The organism is Coleofasciculus sp. F4-SAH-05 (assembly GCF_040222985.1).
In the GTDB taxonomy this organism is placed as follows: domain Bacteria; phylum Cyanobacteriota; class Cyanobacteriia; order Cyanobacteriales; family Coleofasciculaceae; genus Coleofasciculus; species Coleofasciculus chthonoplastes.
On sequence record NZ_JAVKBY010000109.1, the window covers coordinates 1 to 18,619 of the forward strand.

Annotated in this window: 11 protein-coding genes and 1 pseudogene; 9 read left to right on the forward strand and 3 right to left on the reverse strand. The window is 44.8% G+C overall.

Translation table 11 applies throughout. The features are described from left to right. Positions 1–129 precede the first annotated feature (129 nt). Together ylqF and RIG27_RS13695 are read left to right on the forward strand one after the other, a co-directional pair. On the forward strand, positions 130–987 hold the full coding sequence (ylqF, locus tag RIG27_RS13690) for a ribosome biogenesis GTPase YlqF (protein WP_446345942.1): 858 nt from the start codon (positions 130–132) through the stop codon (positions 985–987). A gap of 853 nt (positions 988–1,840) precedes the next feature. Then, positions 1,841–3,898, forward strand: coding sequence for a PAS domain S-box protein (locus RIG27_RS13695; protein ID WP_446345944.1), 2,058 nt, complete (start codon positions 1,841–1,843; stop codon positions 3,896–3,898). A gap of 97 nt (positions 3,899–3,995) precedes the next feature. Here RIG27_RS13695 and RIG27_RS13700 read toward each other — a convergent pair whose 3' ends face one another. Further along, complete coding sequence (locus tag RIG27_RS13700) at positions 3,996–4,715, reverse strand: PEP-CTERM sorting domain-containing protein (RefSeq protein ID WP_446345946.1); 720 nt, start codon at positions 4,713–4,715, stop codon at positions 3,996–3,998. Positions 4,716–5,204: 489 nt separating this feature from the next. Here RIG27_RS13700 and RIG27_RS13705 point away from each other — a divergent pair, with 489 nt between their 5' ends. The 6 genes and pseudogenes from RIG27_RS13705 to RIG27_RS13730 all read left to right on the forward strand — a co-directional run bounded on the left by RIG27_RS13705 (position 5,205) and on the right by RIG27_RS13730 (position 14,478). Beyond that, the gene (locus tag RIG27_RS13705; protein ID WP_446345948.1) at positions 5,205–5,834 is read left to right on the forward strand and encodes a sigma factor; all 630 of its coding nucleotides are present in this window, start codon (positions 5,205–5,207) and stop codon (positions 5,832–5,834) included. 48 nt (positions 5,835–5,882) lie between these two features. Next, the gene (locus RIG27_RS13710) at positions 5,883–6,884 is read left to right on the forward strand and encodes a DUF1822 family protein (protein WP_446345950.1); all 1,002 of its coding nucleotides are present in this window, start codon (positions 5,883–5,885) and stop codon (positions 6,882–6,884) included. Positions 6,885–7,270: 386 nt separating this feature from the next. Then, positions 7,271–8,035 (forward strand): tetratricopeptide repeat protein, encoded by a 765-nt coding sequence (locus RIG27_RS13715; RefSeq protein ID WP_446345952.1) that lies wholly within the window; start codon positions 7,271–7,273, stop codon positions 8,033–8,035. Positions 8,036–8,767: 732 nt separating this feature from the next. Further along, positions 8,768–9,994 (forward strand): tetratricopeptide repeat protein, encoded by a 1,227-nt coding sequence (locus RIG27_RS13720; RefSeq protein WP_446345954.1) that lies wholly within the window; start codon positions 8,768–8,770, stop codon positions 9,992–9,994. Positions 9,995–10,145: 151 nt separating this feature from the next. After that, positions 10,146–10,610 (forward strand): annotated as a pseudogene (locus RIG27_RS13725) (two-partner secretion domain-containing protein); the annotation flags it as partial. 2,773 nt (positions 10,611–13,383) lie between these two features. Further along, positions 13,384–14,478: a CHAT domain-containing protein gene (locus tag RIG27_RS13730; protein ID WP_446345962.1), complete on the forward strand. Its 1,095-nt coding sequence runs from the start codon at positions 13,384–13,386 to the stop codon at positions 14,476–14,478. Between the two features lie 126 nt (positions 14,479–14,604). Here RIG27_RS13730 and RIG27_RS13735 read toward each other — a convergent pair whose 3' ends face one another. Next, on the reverse strand, positions 14,605–16,293 hold the full coding sequence (locus tag RIG27_RS13735) for a hypothetical protein (protein WP_446345956.1): 1,689 nt from the start codon (positions 16,291–16,293) through the stop codon (positions 14,605–14,607). Positions 16,294–16,550: 257 nt separating this feature from the next. Then, entirely contained in the window at positions 16,551–17,297 is a 747-nt protein-coding gene (locus RIG27_RS13740) for a DUF4058 family protein (RefSeq protein ID WP_446345958.1), read from the reverse strand. A 149-nt stretch (positions 17,298–17,446) separates the two neighbouring features. On the opposite strand from RIG27_RS13740, the gene RIG27_RS13745 reads away from it, so the two are divergent. Next, a complete protein-coding gene (locus RIG27_RS13745) occupies positions 17,447–18,322 on the forward strand; it encodes an alpha/beta fold hydrolase (protein WP_446345960.1) in 876 nt (291 codons plus the stop codon). Positions 18,323–18,619 lie beyond the last annotated feature (297 nt).

An 18,619-nucleotide genomic window follows, 5' to 3' on the forward strand; every position in this document is an offset into this window, starting at 1 on the left:
CCAATGACCAATGACCAATGACCAATGACCAATGACCAATGACCAATGACCAATGACCAATGACCAATGACCAATGACCAATGACCAATGACCAATGACCAATGACCAATGACCAATGACCAATGACCAATGACCATTCAATGGTATCCCGGACATATTGCTAAAGCTGAACGGCAACTCAAGGAACAGCTCAAACGAGTGGATGTTGTGCTGGAAGTCCGGGATGCGCGGATTCCTCTTACCACTCATCATCCGCAAACTGCTGAGTGGGTGGGGAATAAAAGCCGAATCTTAGTGATCAACCGCATGGATCTGATTACACCCAAGATGCAGCAGTTGTGGACATCCTGGTTTGAAGCACAAGGGGAAACACCTTACTGGACAAATGCCCAGCAGGGGAAAGGGATTCGAGAGGTAGCCCAAGCCGCCCAGCAAACCGGAGTCCAGATGAATCAACGGCGCAAAAATCGCGGGATGCAGCCTCGTCCGGTTCGTGCGGTAGTGATTGGTTTTCCCAATGTGGGAAAATCGGCTCTGATTAATCGACTTTTGGGGCGGCGTGTGGTGGACAGCGCCCGTCGTCCCGGTGTTACTCGTCAATTGCGTTGGGTGCGGATTAGCGATCAGATTGAACTATTGGATGCGCCCGGTGTTATCCCCGCCAAGCTACAAAATCAAGAGGATGCTCTAAAATTAGCCATCTGTGATGACATTGGTGAGGCGTCTTACGATAATCAGCGGGTTGCTTCTGGGTTTGTAGATTTGCTAAAACGATTGCCGGATTTTGCTACAGCCGATCGCACTTCCACGTCTTCCTTACACAACCGTTATGATGTAGACCCAACGGGGATCACAGGTGAATCCTACTTACAGGACTTGGCACAGACACGCTACCAAGGAAATCAAGAGCGTGCTGCACGACAGTTATTGAATGATTTTCGCAAAGGACTACTGGGCGCGATCGCACTGGAATTGCCACCCTCTTGATGTTTTGACCTAACTTTTCACGGGAAATCACGAAACCTGCGTATCGGGGCGGGTTTAGTTGTATCTGGGTGCAACCGAAGAGATAGTAGTGAAACCCGCCCCTACAATTCCCCATCTTCCCCATCTCCCTCATCTCCCCCATCTTCCCTATCTCCCCCATCTCCCCTATCTTCTCCACACCCAACCTTAATAACTATGTGTTGTTTTACTAATGGGGTGGGGGGTAATACCCCTCATCGACTAAACTAAGATATAGTAAATGCACCCTAGATAAGCGCCCAACGCGGGCGTTTTTCGTGGTCGGTTGACAAGGTTCAGCCAAAAATTGTGACGAATCATTACGCTAATCCACGTAAAGATTTAAGACATATTGCTGAGGCATCTTAATAGACGGAGGAAAGAAAATTGAACAAGAGCACCGAAACCCATTCTCAGGACTTACGCACAACCTCACGTAGAGGGTTAACGATGAATCCTGTATACAAGCCAAACAGGATATCGGTAGCACAAAAGCGTAAGTCCTGTTTTTTTAGAACAGTAGGGAAAGCATCTACCCTCGCCAATCCTTTCAGGGTGTATCGTCTCAGTCAACTTGGAGATTGATCAACTCTGGTAGGTAATAGTGTAATACTGTAATACCACAGATGCCGAGAACGGCTATAGTGGAAAAAATGGGCAATCCTGGTTAGCTCGACCACTCCGAATCAAAATAAAAAGCGGTTTTGGGATTTTGAGGAGTTTAACCCACAACATTTGTACAATCAGCTAACGCGAAGATTTCTCAATCAGCAGTAGAGATTCAGCGTCCCGCCCTTGTACAACGGTAAACTCGATAATTTAAATCGACTAAAAAATGGTCAGTAAAATAGCGACGTTTAGACTTCCAGAACAACTAAGTCAGGAAATTCGGTCTCGGGCTGAAGCATCAGGTCGGGATCGGACGGCGGTCGTAATTGAGGCACTCAAGCAGGCATTTGGTTTCCCCCTTGAGGAATCGCACTCAACCACGATTGAGGAACTTCAGGAACAACTCACTACATTAGACAAAAAATACAAGCAGTTAAAAGAACAGCTTAATCAACTTACACAAGAAACTCAGACAACGAATCAAAGCTATCAAGCGGTTCAGCAAGCCATCCCTGGCACATTGGTGACGGGAACGATTAATGATCATCAAATTGGGGATACGGATCAAGCCTGGAACACTCCTAGCCAAGTCGCCCAACTGGATCTGAATTATCCGATCATTGCCCAGGAACAGGATGAGTCAGAACTGCGGGAACTGACGACGCGGATTCAGCAGCAAGCGCGAATCTTTGACCAAGTTCTCTCGGCGTCTCCTGATCCCATCTGTGTCTTGGATCGCATGGGACGATTTACCTACGTCAATCTGGCGATCGCGCAACTGTTTGGCTTGTCCCAAGCGGAAATTTTGGGCAAAACAGTACAGCAGTTAAACCTACCGCCTGAGGGACTCGAACTATTTAATAACCAACGGGAAGTCGTCTTTGCCACGCGACGCCCTTTGACCGATGAAATGAGTTACCCAACCCTTGGGGGTGTGCGTCATTACGAGTACATCCTAAGTCCGATTCTGGGGAGTCACAATAGCGTGGAAGCGGTAATATGTACGGCGAGAGACATTACCGAACGCAAACGAGTGGAAGAATCGCTGCGGGAATCGGAAGCGAATTACCGTCACTTATTTGAATACGCCAATGATTCCATCTTCATTATTGACCTATCCACCAGTCGCATTTTAGATGCGAATCAGAATGCCTCTAGACGACTAGGATATACTCGCAAAGAACTGCTAAATCTGAAGACTCGTGATATAGATGTGCCGATTGGTGAGGATCGCCAACGCACCATCAGTCAACGGATGCAAGCAACGGGGAGTATTATCTTTGAACACGCCTTGCGGCGTAAAGATGGTTCTCAAGTACAGGTAGAAATTAGTTCGCGAGTGATTGAATATCGCGATCGCTTAGTGTCACTGAGTTTTGTTCGTGATATTACCAAACGCAAACAAGCCGAGGAACGGTTGCGCTTATTAGAGTCGGCGGTATTCAATGCCAATGACGCGATCGTGATTACTGAAGCCCACCCCATTGACAAACCGGGTCCTCGGATCGTGTATGTCAACCAGGGCTTTACCCGGATGACAGGGTACAGTTCGGAGGAAGTGATTGGCAAAACACCGCGATTCTTACAAGGTCCCAAAACCGATCGCGTCCAAGCGGATAAAATTCGCGATACCCTATGTCGATGGGAACCCGTGCGGGCGGAGTTAATCAACTATCGCAAAGATGGTTCTGAGTTTTGGGTGGAACTAAATATTGTCCCCGTGGTTGATGAGAATGGGGAATATACCCACTGGATGGCGATCGAGCGAGATATTAGCCAGCGCAAGCAGCTAGAAACCGCCTCAGCCAAACGGGATCAGGAACGAACCGCTCAACTGTCTCAAGCCAATACCTTGCTACAAGAACAATTGGCGAAACAGGAGCAAATGGTTGCCAATCTTCGCAGCCGTGAGGAACGCCAAGCGATCGCTCTTAAAGCCGGGAATGTGGGAATTTGGGATTGGAATCTGGAGACTGATGAATTCTACCTGGCGTCCAATTTGAAAACCATGCTGCGCTATGAGGATAATGAGATTGCGAATAGTAAAGCGGCTTGGTTAGACCTGATTCATCCCGATGATTGCCAACAGGTTGAAAATGAAATCAATGCTCATTTAGAGGGGTCAACGACTCACTATGGCATGGAACACCGGATGGTGCAAAAAGATGGCACGATTCGCTGGTTTCTTTCCCGTGGCATTGCGGTACAAGATGATCAGGATAAGCCTTATCGGTTGATTGGCTGTAGCGTCGATATCACTGAATATAAACAGATGGAGGATTAACTCTCCTTATTTTCCTATTACTCCCTACCAGATCCCCGACTTCTTGAAGAAGTCGGGGATCTAATTGGGTTAGCTAAGACGGAATTAGAATTATGAGTCAGCTTTTCTTCTGCTTTCTTGAATGTTGCCGCTTGAACAAAGCACCAAAACCTAGAGCTGTTGCTGAACCAAGCATAGTTAAAGGCTCGGGAACAGACTGTGCTTCAGCTTCTAACTCTAGTTGAGCAAAAGAGATGATAGCGTCCTCTGCGTAATTCCAAGGGATGACATTGGCATCTCCGGAATTGAAAGCTCCAATAATTTCTGTAGAAGTAAACCCATAATCGTTGAGTAAATCCAGGACTACAGTGCCGGTTTCTCCTACACCAGGTATACCAGGTACGTTAGTAAGATTACTTAGATACTTGACACCAGTAAGTCCTGTTCCGTCTGTGGAAAACCCCGGTTGTGGTGACAACGTTAACGTTAAATTGGCTGACGTTAAAGGTTCTTGAGCAATTGCATTAATGAATGCTTGAAGATTGGGATCGCTGTTGAAATCAAAATTCCAGTTGGTAAATTCGTCCTGACCATCACCCAAGGTTTTAAAATAATTAAATGTTATTAAAAAATCCCCATTTTGTAAACTTTCACCATTGATGATGGCAGGATTTTCATCTCCCTGAGCTGTAGCTGTGATAACAGCAGCAGATGAATCTTCGGGCATGAGGCAACCTACACTAATCAGGGCGGCTCCAGTAGCCATAGCAATTGTACGTGATAATACACTTAAAGTGACTGTTCTGCGTAGAATGGAATAAATTTTTTGAACTGACATTTTTTTCTCCTTGTGAAGTTGAACGGCTAATAATTTGCAGTACGAGATAGATGCGATCGCACCTTCTGAATGTTTACCCAATTAAGTTGATAAACTTACTGATTTCCCTGACACAGATGCATTCTGTTAGCATCAAATCTGTGTTGCATCTGATGAACTTGACCAATCTCTGTTGAGATATCGGCGACATTCACCAAAGTTTCGCAATTGGGGAAAATTTGTTACAAAGCTTTACATAAAACCCCAGAGGGTTGAAAATATCGTTGAACAAACCGGGTTCCGTAGGGGCACGGCACTGCCGTGCCTATATAACAATGTCAGGTTGGATGAGTCGAAAAAAAATTTTTGGATGTTGCGAAAAACTCTAAATTTGCGCCGATAACTGAGTGCAAGACTCAATGGGCACGACTATGAAGGATCAGTGTAACCGACGATGACGGGGTAACAACCCACCCCAAAACCAATAGGAGTAAGAGTTAAGGTAATTTCATGGATGCGGACATCGATCAACAACTAAGTCAGCTTGTCGCTCAAACCTGCCAGTACCCCCGGCGCAGTCTACAACGGCGTCGTAGCTTGGATCAACTCATTCGCGCGATCGCACAATCGGGGAAACTCTGGCGGGAGAATACCCCTGATTATGAAGAAGCACTACAACAAACTTGGTTGTATTTGTGCCGCAAGATTGAGAACTATGATCCAGCAAGAGCCACTGTGACAACGTGGTTGGATGCCTATATCAAACAACGACTAAATGATTTGCGCTTAAAACGATGGCAAGACATAAAACGCCATCAATCTCAACCGCCACCAGGCTGGGAGAATCAAACCGATCCGATTGATAATTTGCCGGATACCCACGCCAATATTCCGCCGATTCTGGAAGAAACCCAACAGTGGGCAGAATCTGATCCAGATGGGGAATTATCCAGCTCTCATATTAAAGGACGTCCCGATATCACCTGTCAAGTTTTAATCTTACGTCGCTTACCACCAGAGACTGAATGGGTCAAACTGGAAGCAGAGTTTAATTGTAGGATTTCCACGTTGGCAACGTTTTACCAACGTCATTGTGTGCCTAAATTACGGAAATTTGGTGAATATCAAGGATATTTATAGACAATAATTAATTGATGGCATAACAATAATAGGATTGTAAAGGAGTGAATGATGACTAGCGTAGAATTACTGTTAAATAACGCTTTGCCGATGCCCATTATGCCCAAGATAATCCAGATGGCACAAAGGTTTGCCGAGAAACAACCGACGCCAGCAAAAGCGGAACAAGTTTATTTGAATACGTTGGCAGTTTTGGCAGTCCATGATTATTTGGAACTTATGGAGATAGACACTGACATTCAATCTAGTGATCTTGGCAATCCCGTGGTTTGCTTAGGGGCAGATGTGGCAGATTTGAAGGTCAAAGGATTAGGGACATTAGAATGTCGCCCGGTGAAAGTATTCGAGAATGATTCAGCCTCTGAAAGCAATCACTGGATTCCGGAATTTTGCTCGATTCCGCCCGAAGTATGGCAGGAACGAATTGGCTATATTTTTGTGGCTATTGATCCCAAACGAAAAGAGTCAAAACTGTTGGGATTCACGAAAACGGCTGGTACAGGTCAGGTAGTATTGACGCAGTTGCAACCGCTTGATGCTTTATTAGAGTATCTTGACCAATTAGCTCACCCTATCGTTAATATTAATCAGTGGTTTGCCAATCACTTTGCGGCGGGTTGGCAACAGATTGAAGACTTATGGGTAGCTGATAGTGAGCAGTCGCTTCAACAGCGAAATGTCCCCGCACTTCGTCGATTTGAGACTGGCGTAAAACTCTTTCCAGATGCAGATGTTATGCGAGCCAAGTTAATCGATTTGGCAATGGATTTGGGAACTCAACGCCTCGCCTTAGTAATGGCACTTACCCAAGAACGCGATCGCAAGGTTAATGTTTTCGTTCAAGTTCATCCCACAGGTGGCGATCGCTATTTGCCGAGTAATCTTACACTGGCATTACTTGCCGACTCCGGGGATAGGCTGCAAGTCGTACAATCGAGAGGGTTAGATCTCTGGATTCAACTCAGACAATTTCGAGTTGAACCCGGAACCAATTTTGGTCTGCAAGTAGCGCTGAATAGTATCAGTGTTACCGAATCATTTACACTTTGACTGTCGTAGTTACCCTGTCTTTGTCATCATCGTTGAACGTCTGACTAAAATCTTGAAGGTGAATATCACTAGCTTCAGGCAAATATGGCACTCACGTCTTAAGCAATGGTGCGTTACGGGAAGTAACGCACCCTACATTGGGGTTATATCAAATAGCGTTATCGCTGGCGAAGCGTTATTGAAGAATAGAGTATTTTCTTTCAGGGCTTAATTATTCAAAAATCTTAATAACTGACTCACCAAAATCATAGTAATATTTGAGCTAATGCGTCTGCTAATCAGTAGACTTATTCCCTCTACTCTATTCTCTTTACCCCTACCTGTTCCCTAACTCAATAATCAATAAAAAGCAGCCATGAGTAAAATAGTCGTCTTAAGTCTCGGATTTGGCAGCTTCAGAACTGGATTTCCTGCCGTATCCTGCTGTAATTCCACCTAATTGGAAGCCGTTGGTTTTGCCAGATCGCCAAGGTTATACAATTACTTTAATCAGTTTATCAAAATGGGTGGTAATTGTTTTAGTGGCAGCGATTAGCAGTTACCTGTCCTTCGGCTCTCAACTGGCAGTTTGGGCGAATGAACTGGGACTAAAAAACCACAAAAATGGGCAATTATTAATAGCAAAACGTTACTATACTATCGCCACTTTACTGAATCATAATTATGCACAACCACACTACAATTTAGGGTGGTTATGCAATGAAAGTCTTGATGATACAGACTGTGCGGAAGAACAGTTTAAACAAGCCGCCCTGCGAGGACTTCCTGATGCTTACCCGGAACTGGCTCGCTTGCAATTGCAGCAGCATAATCTACAATCTGCACTGAAACAAACCTGGGATTGCTTAAAGCATAGCGACTATGATGAAGTGAAAGCCGCCTGTTTGAAGAATCGAGGTTGGGTACGATGGGAACAACAACGGTTGGAGGAAGCTGAAGCCGATTTACGCGGTGCGATCGCGCTTCAACCCGATAGCCCTCATGCCTATTGTCTATTAGCCCAAGTGTTAGATACGAAAGGGAACAATCAAGATGCAGTACTGGCTTGGGAAAATACACTTCGCTACTCAGATTATAATGTCCCCGAACAAGATAAGTGTATTGCCTTAGCCAGAGAAAACTTGGTAAGTAGTCGGACAAAATTAAACTAAACGGTTGAGATTAGGGAACACCTCGGCTTCGCTCGGTGTGGAACAGGGAACAGTAAGGGTTTGAGGCTTGCTAACACTTCTTAGTACAGGGTACAGAATTTATGTCCAGGTACTTAGCCAAAAAAAGGAGTGGAATAGTATTGCTGATGTCTAAAATTCTGCTAGCTCGTCCTAGTTTAATGTCCCTACCTACTTATAGACTGTTTCAGCTCATTGTGCAGTTTCTGCAAGCGGACTATCCAGAATATATCTATATCTTGTAATTAAACTTGACAATGATACTCGCAGCGGTTTAAATAGAACTAGAAAGATTCCCCTCTTCTGTTACAGATAAAAAATATTCTCAACAGTCAGGTTTAGCTTTAATCTGTCTTGGGTGCAAACTATCAATGCGGATGCTAGGGCTGACTGAAAATAGTGCAAGTTTCAGTCATTCATTGATAATGATGCTTTTTCGCAACGAGAAAATTAATGCCTAATAAAAAGCAATGCATAAATTAGGCATAGGTCATATTCACTCAAACATTTTGCTATCTGAATCTTAAACAACTATCAAGTTTGATCGTTTGAGAGCCAACCGCAAGGTTTCTCAATCTCCTGAGCAGCATCTTAGAGTTTATCATGATGCGTTGCTCGAATCTAACCCCCTAGACGGGAAGGAGTATAAATTATCTTCATGGTCATCCGAACCATCTAAACACTGACACAAGGTTAAAGGAGTATAAGTATTGTATGAACTGGTCAATAGCGACTTCCATAAGTTTTCTGTTAAGTTCTCTATTACTCCTATTTGGCGGTAATTATTCGGGTGTCGGGGCTGTTTATCGGGATGAACCTGTCAATCGGACTAATTGGGTTGATAGTGTCAGAGGCGGGAGCAAGGAAAAATTAGTACGGCATCAAGACAATGAGCAATTTGTTACGACTTATCCCATTCTCTCTGCCTTACGCCCGACATCCCAACCCCTTGCCAATGGACAAATTCTCCAGATAACCGGTGACGTGCAAATTCAGCGGACTGGACGTAGAATTGAACCGGAAATTGGCACGGATATTTATCCAAATGATCAGTTATTGATCGCCAAGGAAGCACAAATAATTATGCAATGTGCGGACTTATCCATCCAAACGATATCTCCCGGAAATAATCTCCGCAATCGTTGTCCCGCCGCTACCGAACAAAGCGAATGTAGCCCTGGCACTTATAAATGTCCCCATCGTGGCGATATCGCCGCTTGGAACAATCATATTCCTTACATTATCAGTCCTCGGCGCACCGCAATTATCACCGATAAACCCCTGCTACGCTGGAATTCCATACCGCAAGCCCAACACTATACCGTCACTCTCGAAGGGGAGGGAATCGAGTGGACAACCCAAGTTAGCGATACCCAAATCCTCTATCCTGGAGAACCCCCCCTGCAACCCGGTGGTGATTATCTGCTAATTATTGAAGCCGACACCGGGGAATCCTCACTTGATGAACCCCCCCTACCCGGCGGACTAAATTTCAGCCGACTCGACGCCCAACAAGCCCAACAAATTCGCACTCAAGCCGCCCAAATCAGCCAACAACCCTGGAATCCAACCGCCAAAGCCCTAGCCTTAGCCACCCTCTATAGTAAACATCAACTTCATACTCAAGCGATCGCCACCCTAGACTCCCTGATCGCCGACGGAGTAGAGAGTGCAGCCATCTATCGTAAAATAGGCGATCGCTACTTCTATCACCTCGCCCTTCTCCCCCAAGCTAAACCTTACTACAAAAAAGCGATCGAACTCGCCCAACCCAACGACATTGAGGAGAAAACCCACGCCCAATATCACCTAGGGCGCATCGAAACCGCACTCGGTAATCCCAACCAAGCCAAACACTGGTTTACCCTCGCCCTCCAAGGCTATCAAACCCTCGGCTATTCCCAACAAATTCAGGACATTGAACACCAATTAAACCGATAGGGGTGGATTTTACCGATACCCTTTCCCAACAACCAATCCCTGAACTAAACCCGCCCTCCTCCACCTCCAACCCCTCTGCGTACCTCTGCGCTTACCTCTGCGTACCTCTGCGTTAAATCAACATTAATTAATAGCTACTCAATCAAAAATCATGAAACCCCATTTTCTCCCCCCAACAATTCTCCTCGCCCTCTTAACCCTAAACCCCTTTCCCCCTACCCTCGCCCAACCCATAATCCCCGCCAACGACAACACCGGAACCGTCGTCAACCCCACAGGCGATCGCTTCGACATCACGGGTGGCACTTTATCCCCCGACAACACCAATCTCTTCCACAGTTTTCAGGAATTTGGACTCAACTCTGATCAAATTGCCAACTTCCTCTCCTCCCCCAACATTCAGAATATCCTCAGTCGAGTTACTAGCAACAATCCCTCCATCATTAACGGCTTAATTCAAGTTACCGGAAGTAACGCCAACTTATTCCTAATCAACCCAGCCGGTATTATCTTTGGCAGTAACGCCCAATTAAACGTCCCCGCAGATTTTACCGCCACAACAGCTACAGGAATTGGATTTAGCAACAACCATTGGTTTAACGCCTTTGGCAGTAATTCTCTTTTCAGACAGTTTGATAGATGACTTCACCATTTCTAGAGGAAAACTAGAAAGCTTATCTGGTAATGTCACCTTAGAAGCAACGAATGATATTACCATTGAAAATCTAACCAGTGACAACTTAGATCTGAATACAGGTTATAGTAAAACCATCACATTTAGGGCGGATGCCGATGGCAATGGTGTTGGTGATTTTTCGATGAATCCGGGAGATACTATCAGTACAGGAGGAGGGGCGATTACGATTACCGGAGTCAATGTTGAAGTAGGCAGTATTAGTACAGTAAACTTCAGCAATTCTCTGTTCACCCATGGTGGCAATATCACGATTGTCACCGATGGCGGTAATATTAACACCGGTGTTCTTCGCTCTAGGGGAAGAGCAATGATAGGAGATAGTGGCACAATTACCCTCCTAGCTAATAATGGCAACATCCGTACAGGTAAACTTGAATCCCAAGCGACAGGAGTACCCCATTTTGGAAATGGTGGCGATATTAACCTCACCGCGAATAATGGTAACATTGAAGTGTTTGGCGACATAAATAGTACCACTGAAGGTGTTGGTCATGCTGGAAACATTAACCTAACCGCTAACATGGGTGATATTAAAATTACAGCCACGGAACAGAATAGTAGTATCTCTTCATTAAGTCTTGTGGGAAATGGCGGTGAGATTACAGTCCAAGCGACAGGTAATATTGAAATTTTAGGCACTATTGCCTCTTTGTCCGGATTGAGTAATACGGGTAACGTCACACTGGCAAGTGAGCAGGGTAATATTTCAAGCGGTAGCCTTGGCTCGGCTGTTTTCAGTGGAACGAGTGGTAAAGTAACTATTAATGCCCCCAATGGCAGCATCAATACTGGTAATATTGCTTCACTTTCTTTCAATGGTACAGGTAATGACATTAGGTTTACCGCTCGAAATAACCTGATAACAGGCGACCTGATTTCTTCAGGTAAAATTGGTAGTGGGACAATTAATCTAACCGTTACTAATGGTTCTATTAATGCCCTGAATTCTGATTTGTCTGAAGTATCCAACTTGGTTGATTTAGTACCGATTAATGATTATCCAGAACTCGCTGATTTATTAAAACCTATAACTCAGTTACCCACCCATGTTCTGGATTCATCTTCATCCTCAGGATCAGGCGGTGCAATTATACTTAATGCGCCAAATGGCGATATTATCACTGGCGGTAAAACAATCAATTCCCATGGGTTTATGGATGCTGGAGATATTACCCTAACCAGTGGGGGTATTATTGATACAACTGGCGGCATCATTAGCGCTCCAGGTGGTATAAAAGGTGGTGATATTAATCTGCTTGCTCCTGGTAATATTGATACGGGGACAATTACCGTCTTTTTAAGTGGCTTTAGTGGTGATAGCGGCGATATTAGTATCACAAGTACCGAGGCAAATATTAATACCAGCAGTGGGGCATTAATTACGGCATCTGGAGAAGGTTTAGGTGGTAATATCACCATTGATGCGGCGAATAGAATTACTGTTGGCGAAATGAATGCTTTATCATTTGTGGAAATGGGAGGCACAATTGACCTAAGTGCAAATAGTAATATTAAAATTGGCGGAGATATTCAAACCAACCAAAATAACATTACCTTGAATGCGCCTGTCACCTTAGTGGATAATGTCGCCTTGACCACATCAGACCAGGGTGATATTATCTTTGATGATATCGTCAACGGTGACTATAATTTAACTCTAACTTCAGAGCAAGGACTTGTGCAATTTAACGATCGCGTGGGTCATTTAACCCCCTTAAATAACCTACAGGTTCAAGGTACGATTACCACAACTCATCCATCAGGTATCGATATCACTACATTAAACAGGATTCTGACGGAAGATATTACCTCACCGGGCGGGATTAGCCTCACCAGCCATCAACGAAGTATCGCCACCCATCATCTGAATACCTCATCATTCAATAATGGTGGTATGATTACGCTTGAAGCACCCAGTAACATTACCGTTAGTCAAATTGATAGCCAAAGTTTAGGTAACGGTAATGGTGGCGCGGTTGACATTACCACAGGACAATTTTTCCAAGCCACGGATACATTCCTGGATCAAAATGGAAATCAGACAAGTATTTCTACGGCTGGGGTGGCTGACGGCGGATCAATTTTTATTCGTCATGGCGGCGAGGGAATTACCCCCTTTATTGTCGGTAACGCTGATATCAATGGTACTCAAGGCGCGATATCGCGAGGAAACGATAATCCTGAAAGCCAGATTATACCCACACAAACCTATCTACATACTCACAAACAAGACCGCGATCGCATTCAGATTATATCAGTTTCTCCAGCTTCACCCCCGCCACCTGATCCCAATCCCCTTCTAGCCGAACCTAATCTTACTCCTCTATTAACACCTGCTTCTCCATCCCCCTCTAGTTTGAATTCTGAATTAACTCCAGAGACTCCATCGCAAACCAATCCCCTGGAATCTCTCGCCTATCTTATTGGTGATACTCTCGATGTCAATCCTCAAATCAATCAAGATGCTGAAACCGGAAACTACACCTTTACCTGGAGAATTCCCAATCAACAAATCCTATCACTCAATGTCCCCTACGTTCAAGACTCTCCCCGCCAACTGTCAACTAATCCCGGCGATGATATTGTCACCGTAATTGACCAATTATTAGAAGCGCAATTTGAAACCTATTTAGGCGAAGATATTACCCAGAAAAAAGTCACCACCGCTTCCCTGCAAAACAGGCTACAAACAATGGAAACCCAAACCGGAAAACGTGCTGTGGTAATTTACGCTTTGTCTCATCCCGATGGATTACAACTCGTCCTCGTTCCCCCCGAAGGTTCCCCTATTTCTAAACAGGTTCCCCAAGCCAATCATCAAACCTTACGGCGGGAAGTAAAAAAATTTTATCACACCCTCAATGATTACACCAGTAACAGTTATTTACCGAGTTCTCAAAAACTCTACCAGTGGTTAGTAGCGCCGTTAGCCACTGAACTGGACGCCTTAAATATTGATACACTGATTTTCTCAATGGACGCGGGATTACGCACGATTCCCCTAGCGGCGTTGCACGATGGACAGCAATTTCTGATCGAAACCTATAGCGTCGGTTTAATCCCCAGTGTCAGTCTAACCGATACCCGCTACCAGAGTTTAAAAAACGCGACTATCTTAGCCATGGGTGCTTCAGAGTTTCCGGATTCAACCCTTTCTCCATTACCCGCTGTTCCGATTGAATTATCCACAATTTTAGCCGAAGTTGGACAAGGTAAATTATTGCTAAATGACCAATTTACCTTAGATAATTTAAAGACTCAGCGCCAGGAGGCATCTTTTGATATTGTACACCTTTCCACCCACGCCTCATTTCCGCGCGATCGCAACTATAATCCCTACATTCAACTGTGGCAGCAACGAGTCGGATTAAACGAATTGCGACAAATGCAATGGTACGCCCCGCCAACGGTAGAACTCTTAACCCTGAGTGCTTGTGAAACCGCTGTGGGGAATGAACAGGTAGAAATGGGATTTGCTGGATTAGCTGTACAAGCGGGAGTAAAATCAGCCCTAGCCAGCCTCTGGAAAGTTGATGATTTAGGGACGTTAGCAGTAATGACCGAATTTTATCAGCAACTCAACCAGGAAACGGTATCAATTAAAGCAGAAGCGCTGCGACAAGCCCAACTTGCCCTATTGCGTTCTCAAGTGCGAATTGAATCAAGTCAGTTAGTTGGCACAAGTCGGGATATAAGCGTTGCTAAAAGCTTAGTGAATACACCAGAAAGTAGTTTATCTCATCCTTATTATTGGGCTGGTTTTACTCTAATTGGTAGTCCTTTGTAAAAACTTTTAGGTGATTTTAAAATGGTGCGTTACGCTACGCTAACGCACCCTACTGACCCACCTAAAATGGTGAATTAGAATTGTAGGGGCGCAAGGCTTGCGCCCAATTTAACCATCTATCACCCATTAATTCCTCTGCCAAATCTTAATTTTCCCCGCCTTACCGCCACTGACTAAGAGTTGTCCATCGGGACTGAAAACCACAGGACTACATCCAGCCAGAGTACCAAGGAATTGACCGGTGTGTAAGTGCCAAAGCTGGACAGTATTGGTGTCACCACTTGCCAAAAATTGTCCATCCGGACTGATAGCCACAGTAACGATTCCCTTTAATTTTCCCTCCAGCGTTTGCCGTAATTCTCCTGTTGTGAGATTCCATAATTTAACCGTACCATCGGCGCTACCACTTGCCATACTCTTGCCGTCGGGACTAATCGCCACAGATGTCACCCACTTAGAATGTCCGGTAAGAATCTGAGTTTGTTGATAATTGCTTAATGACCAAATTCTAATCGTTTGATCCGCACTACCACTAACTAGAGTTTTGCTATCGGGACTGATGGCAACTGACCAAACAATGTCTGAATGACCATTGAGGGTTCGTTGAAATTCTCCGGTGTATCCATCCCACAATCGGATTGTTTGATCACCACTCGCACTCGCCAGAATTGTTTGATCTGGGCTAAACGTAAGGCAGGAAATAAACCGCGAATGATTGTAGGAAGAATTGGGGTATAAACAGAGACGTTGTAGTGCTTTAGTCTCTAACTGCCAACGGGTAATTTTCTTATCGAAGCCACCAGCCACTAGCATTTTTCCCTGGGGGCAAATCGCCACAGCAAAAACCTCTCTCTCTTGTCCAAAGAAGGTAAACTTTAATTTTCCAGTTCTCAAGTTCCAGAGACTAACAGTTTTATCTTCACTACCACTCGCCAGGGTTTGTCCATCAGAACTAATGGCGATTGCTGTAACCTTGGCTCGGTGTCCTAGGAGACTTTTTAAACATTTCCAATTTTGGCACGGTTGCGGTTCATGGTGAAGGATTTTGGCTTGATTTTCCAGATTAACCGATTGTTTGTCTGAGGCAGGATTTGGGGGCGGCGAATGGGTATATTTTACGGAGTGATTTTTGGTTGCGTCAGATGTAGAGATATGATTAGTAAATTGATGACCTGATGCCGAATTAGCCGTTGATTGAGCTTTTCTTTGCTGTTGAGCCTTTAGCGATTTTAACTCGTCCTCAATGTCTAGATTTGCAAAGGTTTGATGCCAATGATTTTCGGCAAATACTGGATCTAACTCCAGCATAGCTTGGGTGTTAGCTTCCATTTCCAGTATTTTATCTTCCATGCGCCCAAAAGCATCAACGGCATCTACCATTCGTGGTTTGGGTTCGGGTTTATAGGCTTCATACAATCCATATCGTGGTTGTGGTTTGGGTTTGCAGGCTTGATACAACCCATAAACACCCAATCCCACCACTCCCCCAGCTGCTACCATTGTACCCGCACCAATTCCCACTGCGCCAAAGCTTCCAGCTAATCCCATACCCCCAATTGTTGAGGAGACTTTAGCACCAGCGACAGCACCAATTCCCACCGCACCAAACGCCAAAGCATCCCTGTTTTCGATTGCTTTAAAAGCACCATAAGTCGCCGCACCCGCCACCGCACCTGCTGCTGTTACGGGAGTCATACCAATTGCCACTCCACCAAATCCGCCCACTAATCCCATCGTGCCGATTGTGGCAGAAACACCAGCGCCAGCCGTCGCACCACTGGCAATAAAAACGACGCTATCTTTCTTAATTGACATATTATAATGAGGTGATATTTTTGTTTAATTTAGCACAGAACTCTGACCACAGGAAATTAATTGACATTTCGCGATCGCGCGGCTTGTAGTAAGGGAACTTTAGCCCTATACTCTGTTGAGTCCTTGCGAAGTCGAAACCCAACCTACTGGCGTGGCACACCTAATTTTGTGGATTAGAATTGTAGGGGCGCACGCCGTGCGCCCAGAAAATCGCCAAAATCTATCCTACAATTTTAGCTGTGTCAGTCCACTACAACCTATTCCACAATTTTAGCTGTATTAACTTCAATTCGCTGTTCCCGACAAGTCCGCAGGTAGGTGCCATTCAAATCCACAGGTAAGCAGAGTTCACCGCGCAACCACAATGGCATTACAGGCAGGGGACTTGCTACCGCCAAAGTTTCCTGCCAAATGTCCAAACTCGGCTGTCCCTGACGTTCCACAACCCGGTAGGCGGCGGCGTACAGTTGTGTATTTAGAGGCATTATTCTAACTGCTAACTGATGTAATAATTCCTCATGTAAATTCGCATTTAGTCCCGTCACCACATCCACAATGACTAATCCTATTCCTTGCTGTAAGTAGGTTTGACACTTAGCGATAAAAGTATTACGATTCGCGGGTCTATCTTTATTGCCGGGACTCACTAACTCGATAGCTGCCATTAATGTTGGACCCGCTTCGCTATTGAAAATACTCACCTCCACCGCCTCTGTTGTCGGAGAAAATGGAGCAGTTTGCGTGGGTGGCGAAGGTATCCATTCCTGTTGCGAGGCTGTTGGTAGTTGAATGATATTCTCGGATACTCGACTGGTTAGTAATGATATCTCTTCAAATGCTGCCACATCAATTTCAATCCCAAATTGCACATTGGGTTCAGCAAAGTATCCTTCTGGCAATTGACGGTTTAAATCAGAAGCGATATAGGTTGCCCAAGCATTATGGAAAGCGTGCCAGTGACGACGATTACTCAACGGTGGATGAAAGTGATCCAGTAATCCCATGATTTTTGACTCCAATGATTTATAGTGATTAAATTTATCTGGATAGTCTTTAAGCTTTTGTTTTTATTATACTTTTAAATGGCGATGCGGGCGTTTATAGCGCTAAAGCGCAACTACAAACTGTCGAGAACTACAATTAGGTAAACATCATGTTTTCAATAACTGACTCCTGGCAAGAGGATTATATTATTACTAACGGTGTCAAACTGCACTACATTACCCAGGGGGAAGGGCAACTCATGCTGATGCTGCATGGTTTCCCTGAATTCTGGTACTCCTGGCGGCATCAAATCCCTGAATTTGCCAGGGATTATAAAGTTGTTGCCCTTGATTTACGAGGTTATAATGACAGCGATAAACCCAAAGATGTATCAGCCTATCAGATTACTGAGTTAGTTAATGATATTAAAGGAGTTATTCAAGGATTGGGCTATGAAAGCTGTATCTTAGTTGGGCATGATTTGGGAGGGATGATTGCCTGGTATGTTGCCTATACTTATCCTGAACTGGTGGATCAGTTAATTGTCATGAATATTCCTCATCCTGCCAACTTTGCAGAGGCGTTACACAGTAATCCTCAACAACTCCTGCGAAGTTGGTATATCTTTTTCTTTCAACTTCCGTTACTCCCAGAGTTACTGTTTCAGTGGGATGATTATCGACTGATTGCATCGAGTTTTATTGATATGGCAATTGACAAACGTGCCTTTTGGGAAGCTGACTTAAACATCTATAAAGATGCGGCGGCAAAACGGGGGGCTATGACTGCTATGCTTAACTACTACCGCAATGTCTTTCCGGGACTATGGAATCAGCGCCAGTGGGATGTTCTGCCAATTCCAACTCTAATGATTTGGGGAGAAAATGATACGGCTTTAGGTAAGGAATTGACCGATAATACAAAGGATTATGTGTCAGATTTCCAAATCCGCTACATCCAGAATTGTAGTCATTGGGTACAGCAGGAACAGTCACAGTTAGTGAATCAGTATATGCGAGAGTTTTTGGTAAAGCATGAGGGATGAGTGTAGAGACGTAGCCGACTAAGCAATCACGCATTTAAATTGGGAATGGGTAGCGAGCAAGATGCTGGGAATGGGTAGCGAGCAAGATGCTCGGAATGGGTAGCGAGCAAAATGCTCGGAATGGGTAGCGAGCAAGATGCTGGGAATGGGTAGCGAGCAAGATGCTCGGAATGGGTAGCGAGCAAGATGCTGGGAATGGGTAGCGAGCAAGATGCTGGGAATGGGTAGCGAGCAAGATGCTGGGAATGGGTAGCGAGCAAGATGCTGGGAATGGGTAGCGAGCAAGATGCTGGGAAT